The 15,305-nt window shown below is 50.7% G+C and carries 8 protein-coding genes; 1 reads left to right on the plus strand and 7 read right to left on the minus strand.

Annotation, left to right across the window (positions count from 1 at the left end; all coding sequences use genetic code 11):
* Positions 1 to 114: 114 nt before the first annotated feature.
* The 5 genes from DW922_RS10070 to DW922_RS10090 form a co-directional block, all read right to left on the minus strand.
* Positions 115 to 333, minus strand: a complete 219-nt coding sequence (locus DW922_RS10070) for a helix-turn-helix transcriptional regulator (RefSeq protein ID WP_118718121.1) — start codon at positions 331 to 333, stop codon at positions 115 to 117.
* A 215-nt stretch (positions 334 to 548) separates the two neighbouring features.
* Complete coding sequence (locus tag DW922_RS10075; RefSeq protein WP_118726454.1) at positions 549 to 1,820, minus strand: diaminopimelate decarboxylase; 1,272 nt, start codon at positions 1,818 to 1,820, stop codon at positions 549 to 551.
* A 235-nt stretch (positions 1,821 to 2,055) separates the two neighbouring features.
* Positions 2,056 to 3,495 (minus strand): pyruvate kinase, encoded by a 1,440-nt coding sequence (gene pyk, locus DW922_RS10080; protein ID WP_118718123.1) that lies wholly within the window; start codon positions 3,493 to 3,495, stop codon positions 2,056 to 2,058.
* 33 nt (positions 3,496 to 3,528) lie between these two features.
* On the minus strand, positions 3,529 to 4,377 hold the full coding sequence (locus tag DW922_RS10085) for a hypothetical protein (RefSeq protein ID WP_118726455.1): 849 nt from the start codon (positions 4,375 to 4,377) through the stop codon (positions 3,529 to 3,531).
* 100 nt (positions 4,378 to 4,477) lie between these two features.
* Positions 4,478 to 5,419, minus strand: a complete 942-nt coding sequence (locus tag DW922_RS10090; RefSeq protein ID WP_118718125.1) for a magnesium transporter CorA family protein — start codon at positions 5,417 to 5,419, stop codon at positions 4,478 to 4,480.
* Positions 5,420 to 5,651: 232 nt separating this feature from the next.
* Here DW922_RS10090 and DW922_RS10095 point away from each other — a divergent pair, with 232 nt between their 5' ends.
* Positions 5,652 to 9,902: a 2-hydroxyacyl-CoA dehydratase gene (locus DW922_RS10095; RefSeq protein WP_118718126.1), complete on the plus strand. Its 4,251-nt coding sequence runs from the start codon at positions 5,652 to 5,654 to the stop codon at positions 9,900 to 9,902.
* 88 nt (positions 9,903 to 9,990) lie between these two features.
* Here the strand turns inward: DW922_RS10095 and DW922_RS18055 are convergent, their stop codons facing one another.
* Together DW922_RS18055 and argS are read right to left on the minus strand one after the other, a co-directional pair.
* On the minus strand, positions 9,991 to 13,335 hold the full coding sequence (locus tag DW922_RS18055; RefSeq protein WP_243032170.1) for a DEAD/DEAH box helicase: 3,345 nt from the start codon (positions 13,333 to 13,335) through the stop codon (positions 9,991 to 9,993).
* Between the two features lie 196 nt (positions 13,336 to 13,531).
* Positions 13,532 to 15,298 (minus strand): arginine--tRNA ligase, encoded by a 1,767-nt coding sequence (gene argS, locus DW922_RS10105; RefSeq protein ID WP_118726456.1) that lies wholly within the window; start codon positions 15,296 to 15,298, stop codon positions 13,532 to 13,534.
* Positions 15,299 to 15,305 lie beyond the last annotated feature (7 nt).

Consider the following 15,305-nt stretch of genomic DNA (forward strand, 5'->3'; position numbering starts at 1 on the left):
GTTGGATATATAAAATGAGCTGCCGCACGTTAGTGCGACAGCCCCTTCTCCACTTACATATAAAACAAAACGCTTACTATTCACTATCGGGCTTTTCGTTTCCAGCCCTTCCTGCTATTCTTTTTCTCCTGTATTTTTTTCATCGTACTGCATGATATCTTCTACCCTGCAGTTTAAAATCTGGCACAGCACCTCGATCGTATGCGTTGAAACATACGCATTTTTCTTCAATCGGTTGATCTGCCCGGAACTGACACCATAATTTTTGATCAGCCGGTACTGGGAAACACCACGGGTCTTCATGGTCTCCCAAAGCGGATCATACGTTATCATGTCCGTCCCTCCTGATTTATAAGCTTATCCAACTGCATTTTGCACACTTAGCTACAATCTTATTCTATTAAATCAGTTTGGCCGAAATCTGTATATTATCCATAAGTGGATATTATACCGTTTTGTAAAGCAAATTAACAATTTGATTAACTTTAATAGGGCCGTGTGAGTTGCCTTTCGGCAACTCACACGGCCCTTGTCATATACTTAAATTGTTATTTCAGATATTTCTCCATCATCGGGCAGATATCCAGTGTTGCGAAATAATCCTGCGGTGTCTCGGCACGGCGGATCATCTGCACGGAGCCATCTTCCTTTAATAAGAGCTCGGCGGATTTGAGCTTTCCGTTATAGTTATAGCCCATAGCGAAGCCGTGTGCTCCGGTGTCGTGAATGACTAACAAATCACCCATATCAATCTTCGGGAGCATGCGGTCGATGGCGAACTTATCGTTGTTCTCGCAGAGAGAACCGGTTACATCGTACTTGTGGTCGCACGGAGCATCTTCTTTTCCAGCTACGGTGATGTGATGGTAAGCACCATACATAGCCGGGCGCATCAGGTTGACTGCGCAGGCATCGACGCCGATGTACTCCTTGTGGGTGTGCTTCTCGTGGATGGCCTTGGTAACCAGACAGCCGTAAGGTCCAAGCATGAAACGGCCAAGCTCGGTGTAGATGGCTACATCGCCCATGCCAGCCGGTACCAGAACTTCCTCGTAAACCTTGCGTACGCCTTCGCCGATCGCCATAATGTCGTTCGGTTCCTGGTCCGGACGATAAGGAATACCGATTCCACCGGAAAGGTTGATGAAGGTGATGTGGGCGCCGGTCTCTTCTTTCAGCTTAACAGCAAGCTCGAAGAGAACCTTTGCTAACATCGGATAATAATCGTTGGTTACGGTGTTGCTTGCCAGGAATGCGTGCATACCGAAGTTTTCAGCGCCTTTTTCTTTCAGGATCTTATACGCCTCGAACATCTGCTCGGTGGTCATGCCGTATTTCGCATCGCCCGGGTTGTCCATGATATCATTGCTGATCTTGAACAGTCCGCCCGGATTATAGCGGCAGCTGATGGTCTTCGGAATATAACCAAGAACCTTTTCTACGCACTCAATATGGGTAATATCATCCAGGTTGATGATGGCACCCAGGTCATTTGCCAGCTTGAACTCTTCCGGCGGAGTATCATTGGAAGAAAACATGATGTTGTGACCGGAAAAGCCGGTTGCGTCAGACATCATCAGCTCGGTTGCAGAGGAACAATCGGTGCCGCAGCCGTATTCCTGCAGGATTTTCAGAATGTATGGGTTCGGAGTTGCCTTTACTGCGAAATATTCCTTGTAACCCTTATTCCAGAAAAATGCCTCTTTTAAGCGCTTTGCATTCTCTCGGATCCCTTTTTCATCGTACAGATGAAACGGGGTCGGGTAGGTCTTTGTAATCTCCTCTAACTGTGCTTTTGTTACAAATGGTTTTTTCTCCATCGGTATCTCCTCTCTATACAAAATCTGCTCTTGCAGGATTTATCTTTCCACATGCCCGCATCAAGACACAACCTCCTTGGTGTGCAGGGTGTTTTTGTTTCATAGGCTATAATTCCTATAAACGAAAAAACAGGAAGCCTGAACAGGCCGCAATCAAACTGATTGTAACCCATATCAGACTTCCTTGTCTAGTTCTTTCGATTAATATGAAAAATTAATACAAAAATTATTCAAATTACTCAACCACTACCACACGCATGATGTTGGTGCTGCTCGCCGGCTCGTGACGGGTATTCTTGTTTACTACACCAGCAGTTACAACTGCAACATCGCCGCTCTTGATCACGTTCTTCTCCTTCAGAAGCTCAACGGAAGACTCGATCAGAAGGTCGGTAGAATCTGCGCGCTTTGCCTGGTACGGTTTTACGCCCCAGTAGATCTGCATCTGGCGTACTGCGGTTGCGCTCGGGGACAGGCCGATTACGGTTGTGCTCGGTCTCCACTTGGAGAGCAGGCGGGTGGTAAATCCGCTGATGGACGGAGCGATGATGACATCTGCTTCCAGGTCATGGGCAGTGGATACGGAAGAGTAGCAAACTGCGTTGGAAATGTTCTTGCGGTTTGCGGTGGATACTCTTCTCATGCGGTATGCATTGTAGTCTAAGTACCGCTCGGAAGTCTCGCAGATCTGAGCCATCATCTTTAATGCCTCTACCGGATATTTACCCATTGCAGTCTCGCCGGACAGCATCACTGCATCGGTACCATCGTATACTGCGTTTGCAACGTCGGTTACCTCTGCACGGGTCGGGCGCGGGTTGCGGATCATGGAATCCAGCATCTGGGTTGCGGTGATAACCGGCTTGCATGCCAGATTACACTTGCGGATGATGGTCTTCTGGATGTGCGGAACCTGCTCAGCCGGGATCTCTACGCCCATGTCACCACGAGCTACCATGATGCCGTCACTGGCCTCAATGATGTCATCCAGGTTCTCGATACCCTCTGCGTTCTCGATCTTTGCAATGATCTGGATGTGGGAACCAGCCTCGTCTAACATCGCACGGATCTCACGAACCGCATCTGCAGTACGAACGAAGGAAGCTGCAATGAAATCGAAGCCCTGCTCGATACCGAAACGGATATCTGCTTTATCCTTCTCAGTCAGTGCCGGAAGCTTGATCTTTACGTTCGGTACGTTTACGCCCTTGCGCATGCCAAGCTCGCCGCCGTTTACTACGGTGCAGACGATATCGGTGCCGTTTACTACTTCCTGAACCTTCAGCTCGATCAGGCCGTCATCGATCAGGATGGTATTGCCAGCCTCAACGTCTGCCGGAAGTCCGCTGTAGTTGATGAAACCGATCTGGTCGTCACCAACGATCTCGCGGGTGGTCAGGGTATAAGTCTGTCCCTCAACTAAGGTTACTTTTTTCTCATCTTTTAACAGGCCGGTACGGATCTCCGGTCCCTTGGTATCCAGCAGGGCTGCGATCGGCAGATCCAGCTCATCGCGGATGCTCTTTAACATATCCAGACGGGATTTCTGCTCCTCATAGTCGCCGTGGGAGAAGTTGAAACGTGCAATATCCATGCCGTTCTCAGCAAGCGCCTTCATCAGGTTGCGGTCATTGGTGTTCGGTCCCATGGTGCAGATGATCTTTGTCTTTTTCATAGATGTGTTGTCCTCCAAAATTATTTTATAAATCTATTCTTGCACAGAATCCTTTGTAACATGCTTGTGCGTGTACAAATGATCCTGACAGTACTCATAGTTACCCTCGCATTTGGAACAATAGCGGAACTCCAGCTCCGGATTGTCCAGCTCGGTCCGGCCGCACACCGCACAGCGGTGACGGGTCTTTCCCGGAACCACGATCTTCGCCTGCTGCTTAAATTCCTGCCGGCGTTTGATCTCCTTTGGCGCATAGCGCTTGTAGTTTCGGGTCATGGCAAAAAACAGGATGATGGTGATCATGGAAAGTACCAGCTCTACTTTCACCGCAATATTTCCCATGATAAAATCGTAAAGATAAACGGCTGCCTCGGCGATCGCGATCCATTTTGCTTTTACCGGCAGCACAAAGAACATGTAAAACTGCGCGTCCGGATTGATGATGCAAAAAGCAAAGAACAACGATGCATTCAAAAAGCCTGTGGTTAACAGCCAATTCTGGCCAAACACAAAGTAGCCAACGAATGCGGCCACGATCTGCGCCAGGATTCCCATGATAAAGAATACATTGAAGCGGAAAGAGCCCCAGACATATTCCAGTGTCTGCCCCAGATTATAATATAGAAACAATGCGATCAGGCCATAAAAAATCTGGGTAAAGCTCCAGGAGCCGAAGGCCGGCGGATAGATCAGAAATGTGGCAAGACGCCAGATCTGCCCACGTAAGATCATGCCTACATTTAAGCTCAAATAATTGTAGTAGATCATGGGATCTAAAAGCCATACCACCAGACCGGCCGCATAAAGGATCGTGATGTAATACATCAGGTTCCGGATGGCATATTTCTGATACTTTCGTTCGAAATCCGTGAAAAATTTCATGCAATTTCCTTTCTGTCTTTTTTATCGGTTCCGTTCTGGCTGCAAAAAACAGATGCAGTCACTGTGCTGGCAACTGCCCGCCACAACAGCACTCATCCACTCAGAACAGGTTCCGTTTTGCAAAAACCCATGCCACCGCACAGGTCAGCACGATGGAAAGCACGATCACAATGGAAAAGCCGTACGGATTTGTTGCAAATGGCATGCTGCTGCTTAACACGTTCATGCCGTAAAAGCTGGAAACCATGGTCGGGATCGACATGACGATCGTGATGGTGGCCAGAAACTTCATGACGATGTTCAGGTTATTGGAAATAACCGAAGCAAACGCGTCCATGGTGCCGCTTAAAATGCCGCTGTAGATGTTGGCCATCTCGATTGCCTGCTTGTTCTCGATGATGACATCGTCCAGAAGCTCGGTATCCTCCGGATACTTTTTGATTTTCTCACTCTTTAGCAGCTTCTCCAGTACGACCTCATTGGAGCGCAGGGATGTGGTAAAGTACACCAAGCTCTTTTGCAGCTCCAGAATCTCGATAAGTTCCTGGTTTCGCGGGGATTTGTAAAGCTCTTTTTCTACGATATCGCTCTTCTTGTCGATGATGCGCAGATACTGCAGATAAAGGGATGCATTCTTGTAAAGGATCTGGAGAATGAAGCGTGTCTTCATATAAGTATAGAAGTCACGGACTCTTCCGTCCATGAATGCGTTTAATACTGGTGTTTCTTCCAGACACACGGTAATGATAATGCTGTCTGACATGATGATGCCCATAGGGATGGTCACATACCAGTCTTTTTCGTTACGTTCCTCGATAACAGGGATATCGACCAGGATCAGACTGTAATGCTCTTCCAGTTCGATACGGGATCGTTCTTCTTCATCCAGAGGGGCCCGGACATGATCCGGATCGATCTCATAGCGTTCCGCGATCTCAAGGATCTCGGTTGCAGTCGGATTTGTCAGTGCGATCCAGCAGCCGGATTCCGCTTCGTCAACCTGATGAATCGCTCCATCTTCCGTTTTAAATATGCGTATCATATGATTTTTCGTTCCTTTCCCTGTTTCGGCTATCTTATTATAATTTCTGAGTTCTTGTTTGTCAAATCTATTGATCGTTCTTTTTCAATTCTGACAGAAGTTTCCAGATTTCTTAACTAAATTTTTACACATACACAAATTGTATTATGTGAGATTTTATGTTAAACTCTGCACTGTACGCTGAGGAAGTGTGTCTTTTTAGATAAGGAGGCAGGGGTTTTCCCCGCATCAAATGAATTTATTACATAATAATACTCTTGGAATCGATATTGGTTCCACTACCGTAAAAATCGCAGTCTTAGACAGCGAACATCATATGTTATTTACCGATTACGAGCGCCACTATGCTAACATTCAGGAGACGCTCGCTCTTTTATTATCAAGAGCAAAAGAAAAGCTGGGCGAGATGACTGTCTCCCCAAGCATTACCGGATCCGGCGGCCTGACCCTGTCCGGTCACTTAGAGGTTCCGTTCACTCAGGAGGTCGTAGCGGTTGCTACTGCCCTGCAGGACTATGCCCCGCAGACCGATGTTGCCATTGAGCTGGGCGGCGAGGACGCAAAGATTATTTACTTTACCGGCGGTATCGACCAGCGCATGAACGGAATCTGCGCCGGCGGTACCGGTTCCTTTATTGACCAGATGGCATCCCTCTTACAGACCGATGCTTCCGGTCTAAACGAGTATGCCAAAAATTACCAGATGATCTACCCGATTGCAGCCCGCTGCGGCGTTTTCGCAAAATCTGATATCCAGCCGCTCATCAATGAGGGCGCTACCAGGGAAGATCTTTCCGCATCCATTTTCCAGGCTGTGGTCAACCAGACCATCAGCGGTCTTGCCTGCGGAAAACCGATCCGCGGCACCGTGGCATTTCTCGGCGGCCCGCTGCATTTCCTGCCGGAGCTGCGCCAGGCCTTTATCCGCACCCTGAATCTGGATGCAGACCATATTGTCGCACCGGACCACTCCCATCTGTTCGCTGCCATCGGTGCAGCCATGAATGCAGACGAGAAGGTAACCGTATCCCTGACCGATATGATCGAACGTCTTACCTCCGGCATTAAGATGGAGTTTGAGGTAAAACGTATGGAGCCGCTCTTTGCATCCCAGGCCGATTACGATGCGTTCCAGACCCGTCATGCACAGCATCAGGTAAAAAAAGGAGACTTATCCACATACAGCGGCAATTGTTACCTGGGAATCGACGCCGGTTCCACCACCACCAAGGTGGCCCTGGTCGGCGAGGACGGAAGCCTTCTCTACAGCTTCTATGACAACAACAACGGAAGCACCATCGCCACCGCCATCCGCGCGATTTCCGAGATTAAGGAAAAGCTTCCGGAAACCGCACACATTGCCTGGTCCTGCTCGACCGGTTATGGCGAGGCCTTATTAAAATCTGCCCTGATGTTAGATGAAGGAGAGGTTGAAACCATCTCCCACTACTACGCAGCAGCATTCTTTGAGCCGGATGTAGACTGCATCCTGGACATTGGCGGACAGGACATGAAGTGCATCCGCATCAAAGACCATACCGTGGACAGCGTGCAGCTGAACGAGGCATGTTCTTCCGGCTGTGGTTCCTTCATCGAGACCTTTGCAAAGTCCCTGAATTATTCCGTCATTGACTTCGCGAAGGAAGCGCTTTTTGCCAAGAACCCGACGGACCTTGGTACCCGCTGCACCGTATTCATGAACTCAAACGTAAAGCAGGCACAGAAGGAAGGCGCTACCGTAGCCGATATCTCTGCCGGTCTTGCTTACTCCGTCATCAAAAATGCATTATTTAAGGTAATCAAGATCACCAATGCTTCGGACCTGGGCACCCATGTGGTTGTTCAGGGCGGCACCTTCTACAACGATGCCGTGCTCAGAAGCTTTGAAAAGATTGCCGGATGTGAAGCAGTCCGCCCGGACATCGCCGGTATCATGGGCGCGTTCGGTGCCGCGCTGATCGCAAGAGAGCGCTGCAACCATGAAAAGGGCACCTCCATGCTTCCGCTTGACCGGATCCTTTCCTTAAAATATGAGACTTCCATGGCACGCTGCAAGGGCTGCACCAACCACTGCGTCCTCACCATCAACCGTTTCGACGGCGGACGTCAGTTTGTCAGCGGAAACCGCTGCGAGCGCGGTCTTGGAAAAGAAAAAGCAAAGAAAGAAATCCCGAACCTGTTCGCTTACAAATATCACCGGATGTTTGACTATGAGCCACTCCCGGCTGATGAAGCCACCCGCGGCACCATCGGTGTTCCGCGTGTTCTGAACATGTACGAGAATTTCCCGTTCTGGGCTACGTTCCTAAAGGAACTGGGCTTCCGTGTCATCCTTTCCCCGCAGTCCACCAGACAAATCTATGAGCTTGGCATCGAGTCCATCCCGAGTGAGTCTGAGTGCTACCCGGCAAAGCTGGTGCACGGCCATATTTCCTGGCTGATCCGTCAGGGTGTGCGCGATATCTTCTATCCGTGCATTCCGTACGAGCGCAACGAGACACCTCAAGCAGGCAACCACTACAACTGCCCGATGGTTACCTCCTACGCGGAAAACATCAAAAACAATGTGGAAGAGCTCTCTGAGTTCGATGTCCACTTTATGAATCCGTTCTTTGCTTTTACTAACGAAGAAGTGCTGACCAGACAGCTGATTGTGGAATTTGGCAAGGAATACCATATTTCTTCTGTAGAAGTGCAGAAAGCAGCACACACTGCATGGGAAGAGCTTCTTGCGTCCCGCCATGACATGGAGAAAAAAGGCGAGGAAACCATTGCCTGGTTAAAGGAGCACGACCGCCACGGCATCGTCCTGGCCGGCCGCCCTTACCACGTAGACCCGGAGATCAACCACGGTATCCCGGAGCTAATCACCTCCTACGGCTTTGCAGTCCTGACGGAAGATTCCATCTCCCACCTGGCCGATGCAGAGCGCCCGCTCATCGTCACCGACCAGTGGATGTACCACTCCAGACTGTACCGCGCTGCCACCTATGTAAAGAACAGCGAATGCCTGGATTTAATCCAGCTCAACTCCTTCGGCTGCGGCCTGGATGCCGTTACCACCGACCAGGTACACGATATCCTGACCGGCTCCGGCAAGATCTACACTGTATTAAAGATCGATGAGGTCAATAACCTCGGTGCGGCAAGAATCCGTATCCGTTCCCTGATTGCAGCCTTAAAGGTGCGCCAGCAGAAGCATTTCGAGCGCAAGGTCGTATCCAGCGCTTACAACCGTGTTGTCTTCACCAAGGAAATGAAGAAAGACTACACCCTGCTCTGCCCGCAGATGTCTCCGATCCACTTTGAGCTGATCGAACCGGCTATCCGTGCATTCGGCTACAAGATCGAGGTGCTGCAGAATGACAGCAAAAATGCGGTCGATGTCGGACTGCAGTACGTCAACAACGATGCCTGCTATCCGTCCCTGATCGTCATCGGCCAGATCATGGATGCGCTGTTATCCGGCAAATATGACCTGGACCACACTGCAGTCCTGATGAGCCAGACCGGCGGTGGCTGCCGTGCTTCCAACTACATTGGCTTTATCCGCCGTGCACTGGAAAAAGCCGGTATGCCGCAGATCCCGGTCATCTCCGTCAATGCGAACGGCATGGAGACCAACCCTGGTTTCACCTTCACACCGGGACTCATCACCAAGGCCATGCAGGGCGTTGTTTACGGCGATATTTTCATGCGCGTGCTCTATGCCACCCGTCCTTACGAAAAGGTTCCGGGTTCCGCAAACGCACTGCATGAGAAATGGAAGGCCCGCTGCATCAAGAGCCTTTCCAAGTGCTCCGCAAACATGATGGAATTTGGAAGAAACATTAAGGGAATCATCCACGACTTCGACGAGCTGCCGCGGTTAGATATTAAGAAGCCGAAGGTCGGCATTGTCGGCGAGATTCTGGTAAAATTCTCCCCGCTTGCCAACAACCACATCGTGGACCTGCTGGAATCCGAGGGAGCTGAGGCTGTTATGCCGGATCTGATGGACTTCCTTTTATACTGCTTCTATAACAGTAACTTCAAGGCAGACCACCTTGGCGGCAAGCGCTCCACCGCCCGCCTGTGCAACCTGGGGATCTCTCTCTTAGAGTATTTCCGCAAGACTGCACGCAAGGAGCTGGAAGCCAGCAAAAACTTCACCCCGCCGTCCCGCATCAGCGATCTGGCTGACATGGCAAAGCACTATGTTTCCCTGGGTAACCAGACCGGTGAAGGCTGGTTCTTAACCGGCGAGATGCTGGAGCTGATCCACAGCGGTGTGAAGAATATCGTCTGCACCCAGCCGTTTGGCTGCCTGCCAAACCATATCGTAGGAAAAGGTGTCATCAAAGAGCTGCGTGCTTCCCACCCGGAGGCAAACATCATCGCAGTCGACTACGATCCGGGCGCCAGCGAGGTAAACCAGTTAAACCGTATCAAGCTGATGCTGGCAACCGCTCAGAAGCAGCTGCATAACAATATCGCACAGTAACGAACGAGGGCCGGAAGGTTTCGTCCCCGCCATTCGGCGGGTACGAAACCTTCCGGCCCATTTGTGTTTACTGTACGATATTGTTTATTTACTGTGGAGACAGGATTTTCAGCAGTTCTTCTTTGCTGAGGCTTCCGATGGACACCTGCTCTCCGGATATGATCTGGTCGGCCAGATCCCGCTTCTGTTCCTGAAGCTTTAAGATATTTTCCTCTACGGTATCTTTCATGATCAGCTTAAATACGGATACCTGTTTTTCCTGGCCGATGCGGTGTGCGCGGTCGGTTGCCTGGTTCTGGGCTGCTACATTCCACCACGGATCGTAGTGGATGACAACATCGGCAGCGGTTAAGTTCAGTCCGGTTCCTCCGGCCTTTAAGGAAATGAGAAACACCGGCGTATCGTCAGTCTGGAAGGCCCCGGCCATGCGGATGCGCTCTTCCTTCGGCGTTGCTCCCGTCAGTTCATGGAAAGCGATTCCCTCTTTCTTTAAACGCGCTCCGATCAGTTCTAACATGGAAGTAAACTGGGAGAATAAGAGGATCTTGTGTCCACCTGCGATACCGCCTGTGATCAGTTCCATACAGGTATCGAGCTTTGCCGAACCGCCTTTGTAGCGGTCGAAGCATAAGGACGGGTCGCAGCAGATCTGACGCAGCTTGGTCAGCTCTGCCAGTACCTGGATGTGCTCGCTTCCATAGGTATCACCGCTCATCTGCTCCAGTTCTTCTTTTAGTGCCAGAGCGTGTGCTGTATACAGCTGCTTCTGTTCTTCTTCCGCCATAGAGTATACAACCGTCTCTAACTTGTCCGGAAGATCCTTTAACACATCCTTCTTTAACCGGCGAAGCACAAACGGAGCAGAAAGACGGCGCAGATTCTCCAGCGCGCGCCCGTCTCCATCTTTGGTGATCGGAGTCTCGAACTGCTTGCGGAACCGGGAATAGGTAAATAAGAATCCCGGCATTAAGTAATCGAAAATACTCCAGAGCTCAGACAGGCGGTTCTCAATCGGAGTACCGGTCAGGGCATACCGCGTCTGCGCTTTGATCAGCTTCACGGACTTGGCGCTCTGCGTCAACGGATTCTTGATGTACTGCGCCTCATCGATCACCTGAAAACGGAACTGGAACGGCTCGTAAAATGCGATGTCCCTTTTTAGAAGGTCATATGAAGTAATTAAAATCTGAGGGTGCCGGATTACTGTCACGGATTCCTGATCTGATGCCACTCTCAGATTTTCCTTTCCTGATTTCAAACTGTCTTGAACAGATTCCATATCCTTTTGAATAGATTCCAAATTGTCCCCGACAGATTTCGTGACAGGTTCCATGGAATTTGCTTCTGCAGATTTTGCAGCCTGTTTCTTGGCTTCCGCTTTCACTTCAGCCGCCTGCCGCAGAATCTCCTCCCGCTCCGGCGCAGTCCCGGTTACCGTCTGTACGGTCAGTCCCGGTGCGAAGCGTTTTAATTCGTTTTCCCAGTTGTAAACCAGGGAAGCCGGACATACGATCAGAGTCTGGGAGTCCGGGCGTTCTTTTGCCTCTGCCTGCAAAAGCGTTATGATCTGGATGGTTTTTCCAAGTCCCATGTCATCGGCCAGAATGCCGCCAAACCCATTTACATCCAGGGTTTTCAGCCATCGGTAGCCGGTCTTCTGGTAACCGCGCAGCACCTGCTTTAACGAGTCTGGGACCACATAATCACTGTCTTCCACCGACTTCATACCGCGCACAACTGCGCGGAACAGATTATCGCGGTAAAACGTGATGCCGTTGCCCTCTTTTAACATACAATCCAGATAAAGGGCCCGGTAGACCGGGACTTTGACGGTACCGGATAACAATTCCTCCCGCCCAATCCCAAGACTGTCCGTCATGCGGGCTACCGTCATCAGCCCGTTTTCATCAACGTCTAAAAATTCTCCGCTCTTTAAGCGGTAATACTTCTTCTTCGGATCGTAACCGGCAAGGATATCAAGCAGCTCGCTCCGGCTCATGCCCTCCGCATCCACGTTCAGCTCCAGCCATCTTCCGGAGGTCTGCACCCCTACCTTCACCTGCGGTGACGGCAGCACGCGGATCTTTCTCGCCGCATCCGTCACCAGCACCTGACCTAAGGACATAAACTCCTCCATGCCCTCCGAAAGCAGGCGGTACAGCGCGTCTTCATCGCCCCGGATCACCAGAAATTCCGACTCGCCGTCGCGGTACTGGAAATATTTTGTGATCACCTGGCTGATCTTAAATTCGGCCGGGACATCGCGGCAGATGATCCGCGGAACCTTATCGTCATTTAATGGAGAGAACGAAAAATCTCCGTACGAAAGCAGTGGCTTCATGGTGATCTCATCCGGGCCGGTGCTGTCGAACGAGAACTGCGCCTTCAACTCTTTCGGGCGGTAGCTTTCCAGGTCCACATCGTTCACCGTCAATTCTGCATAGGGAAGTATTTTTTGCAGGACACGCTCGTAAAACAACGGAATGTCCCGGTCCTGAATATCTAACGTATGGCTCTTTTTATCCTTCAAAACCTGTTCTAAAAATACCCCCAGCTCCCTGGATTCCATTTCATCCAGACATACAAGGCGGGTCTGGTCTCCTACATACCAGCCGCGTTCTCCCGGAATTCCAAACAGCTCCTGGTCCACTGACACGGCAATGCCGTCACGGCCTGCGCGGCAGATCTGGACCGGCAGCCGCATGCATTCCTGCTGCACCTTCACATTGACATGGCTTCCATCGCCAAATTCGACTTCCAGTTCCCGGTCCTCCATAAGCTGAAAGAAGCGGTCCCGGTTTGCCCGGTTTAAATTCAGGGTGCGGAGACCCTGCATCGTCACAAATGAGCTCTTCCGGAACTGTTCGAAATGTTCCTGATAAACCTGCACCAATTCTAACAGCAGGGCACAAAGCTCCCGGTCCTCCTGTGCAAACGCATTCAGACTGTGGTGAAACGTCAGCTGTTTTCCGTAAGAGACACTGGCTCCGGTTCGCACTGCCTCCGCAAATGCCAGCAGATCCTTGATAATATAAAAACGATCCCGCCCCAGCTTAAATTCCAGACTGGCAGAACCGTTTTTTAACATCAGGCGCGGCACCAGCCGGATCTCTGTCTCCTCAGAATCCTCTATGATCTTTGCCACTTCCCGGTTGGTATACTCCCGGATCATGGTGCGGATCTCCTGTGAGGTAGAGACAGGACGGCCGGAATGCAGCTCCTGTTCTTTTTTCCATTGTTCCCATACAAGCTTTGCATGTGCGCACATGCCCTTGTAGGAATTTCCATTCACACAAGAACAAGAGTAGTCGCGAACCTGACTACCCTTGACATATAAATTTACTTTGTATAACCGATCCCCATCCTGGACGGAGGCCTGGATTCCCTGCTCTCCCTTCCAGAATGTGCTGGTGGCAGACTCCATGATCTTCATATAATGCCTCCTCGCGTTCTTGTGAACAGAAGTTTCTTCACCAACTTTTCCGAGCTGACATGCCCCAGCTCGATTCCGCTTCGCTCCATCTCGCTGCGCGGGCTTCGCCCTATAGATTCCAGCGAATCCAGAGGCTCTGTGAGCAAGCTCACTCGCCTCCGGAATTCACTGTCCTCTGCATGTCACTGCTGTAACGTTACATTCTAGACGGTGCCTCAAATCCGAGTACCTGGATGCAGGCCTCGAGCACGCGTTTTACCAGTGTGATGAGCGCGATCCAGCTTGCCTGGCGTTCCTTGTCCTCTTCTGCCAGGATACGGGTATCGTGGTAGAAGCTGTTGAAGGCATTGGATAGATCGAAGATGTACTGGCAGATCTTGTGCGGTGCAGTCTCTGCGAATGCATTTTCCATCACGTCGTTGTATTTGGACAGCTCCAGCATCAATGCTTTTTCCGCATCGCTGGCTGCCGGGAGAATAGTGTCTGCTTTTGCGTCTGGATTCTGTGCCTCGTATTTGCCCAGAATGGATTTGATGCGGACGATGGTATACAGGATATATGGACCGGTATTTCCCTCGAAGGAGATAAAGCGGTCGATATCAAAAATGTAATCCTTTGCTGCCTGATTGGATAAGTCACCATATTTTAAGGCTGCAAGGCCGACGATCTTTGCGGTCTCCTTCGCCTCAGCCTCATCCATGCTGCGGTTTTCCATGATACGGTCATAAACAGCTGCATTGATATCTGCAATGAGATGCTCCAGACGCATAACGCCGCCATCTCTGGTCTTAAACGGTTTTCCGTCCTTTCCGTTCATGGTACCAAAACCGATATGCACCATCGGGGTTTCCGGTTTTACATAACCAGCCTTCTTTGCTACGCGGAAGACCTGCTTAAAGTGAAGTTCCTGACGTTTGTCGGCAACATAAATGTATTTTACCGGCTGGAAGTCCTTCTCACGCTCCAGAATGGTTCCCAGATCAGAGGTTGCGTAAAGGGCAGCACCATCGGACTTGCGCACGATACACGGCGGCAGCTCCTTGGAGTCGGTCGGCTCAGTCACGTCTACAACCAGGGCACCCTGGCTCTCGTATGCCAGACCCTTGTCCTGCAGATCCTGGATCAGCCACGGAATGTACTCCTCTGCGTCGCTCTCTCCTTTCCAGAGTTCAAAATGAACGTCCAGATTGCCGTAGTTCTTCTTTAAGTCAGCCAGGGAAACCTTCATGATGTGTTTCCAGATGGCAGTATACGGCGCATAGCCCTTCTGAAGCTTAAAGGTTGCGGTCTGTGCACGCTCCTTGAATGCCTCGTCCACCTTGGATTTGCCGCTTGCGGTCGGGTAGATGTCCTCCAGCTCGCTGATGGTAAACGGCGGCTCGGACGGATACTCTCCGGTATAGGTTTCATCGAAATAAACGAGATCCGGCTTACGGTCGCGCAGCTCCTCGATGATGAGTCCCATCTGCAGGCCCCAGTCGCCCAGATGTACATCGCCGATCATGTTGTAGCCTAAGTAGCGGCCCATGCGTTTTACGCTCTCACCGATGACAGCAGAGCGCAGATGACCGACATGGAGCGGTTTTGCCACATTGGCTCCGCCGTAGTCCACGATGATGGTCTCGCCGTGACCTTCTTCCTCCACGCCAAGCTTTTCTTCCTTTGCCATGCCGTTCATGTAATCAGCCAGATAAGCTGCATTTAAGCGGATGTTGATGAAGCCCGGCATAACGGCGTTAATCTCGGAAAACATGCCGTCTCCGTTTAACTTTTCCACGACTTCATTTGCGATATCGATTGGTTTCTTTTTATAGGCCTTGGCTGCTGCCATAGCACCGTTGCACTGGTACTCACATAAGTCCGGGCGGTTGGATAATACAACCTTTGCGTAGGACGCGTCATAGCCGCAGGCGGTAAATGCAGACTGCATCTCGTCTGCGATCAGATCCAGAATTCTTTTCACCTTTTTC

The organism is Clostridium sp. AM42-4 (assembly GCF_003480105.1).
Lineage (GTDB): Bacteria > Bacillota > Clostridia > Lachnospirales > Lachnospiraceae > Brotaphodocola.

Coding starts and splice junctions, on each gene's coding strand:
- DW922_RS10075 (WP_118726454.1), bottom strand. CDS start 1,820: ATGGAGAAAAAACCATTTGTAACAAAAGCACAGTTAGAGGAGATTACA.
- DW922_RS10085 (WP_118726455.1), bottom strand. CDS start 4,377: ATGAAATTTTTCACGGATTTCGAACGAAAGTATCAGAAATATGCCATC.
- DW922_RS10095 (WP_118718126.1), top strand. CDS start 5,652: ATGAATTTATTACATAATAATACTCTTGGAATCGATATTGGTTCCACT.
- DW922_RS18055 (WP_243032170.1), bottom strand. CDS start 13,335: ATGAAGATCATGGAGTCTGCCACCAGCACATTCTGGAAGGGAGAGCAG.
- pyk (WP_118718123.1), bottom strand. CDS start 3,495: ATGAAAAAGACAAAGATCATCTGCACCATGGGACCGAACACCAATGAC.
- DW922_RS10090 (WP_118718125.1), bottom strand. CDS start 5,419: ATGATACGCATATTTAAAACGGAAGATGGAGCGATTCATCAGGTTGAC.
- DW922_RS10070 (WP_118718121.1), bottom strand. CDS start 333: ATGATAACGTATGATCCGCTTTGGGAGACCATGAAGACCCGTGGTGTT.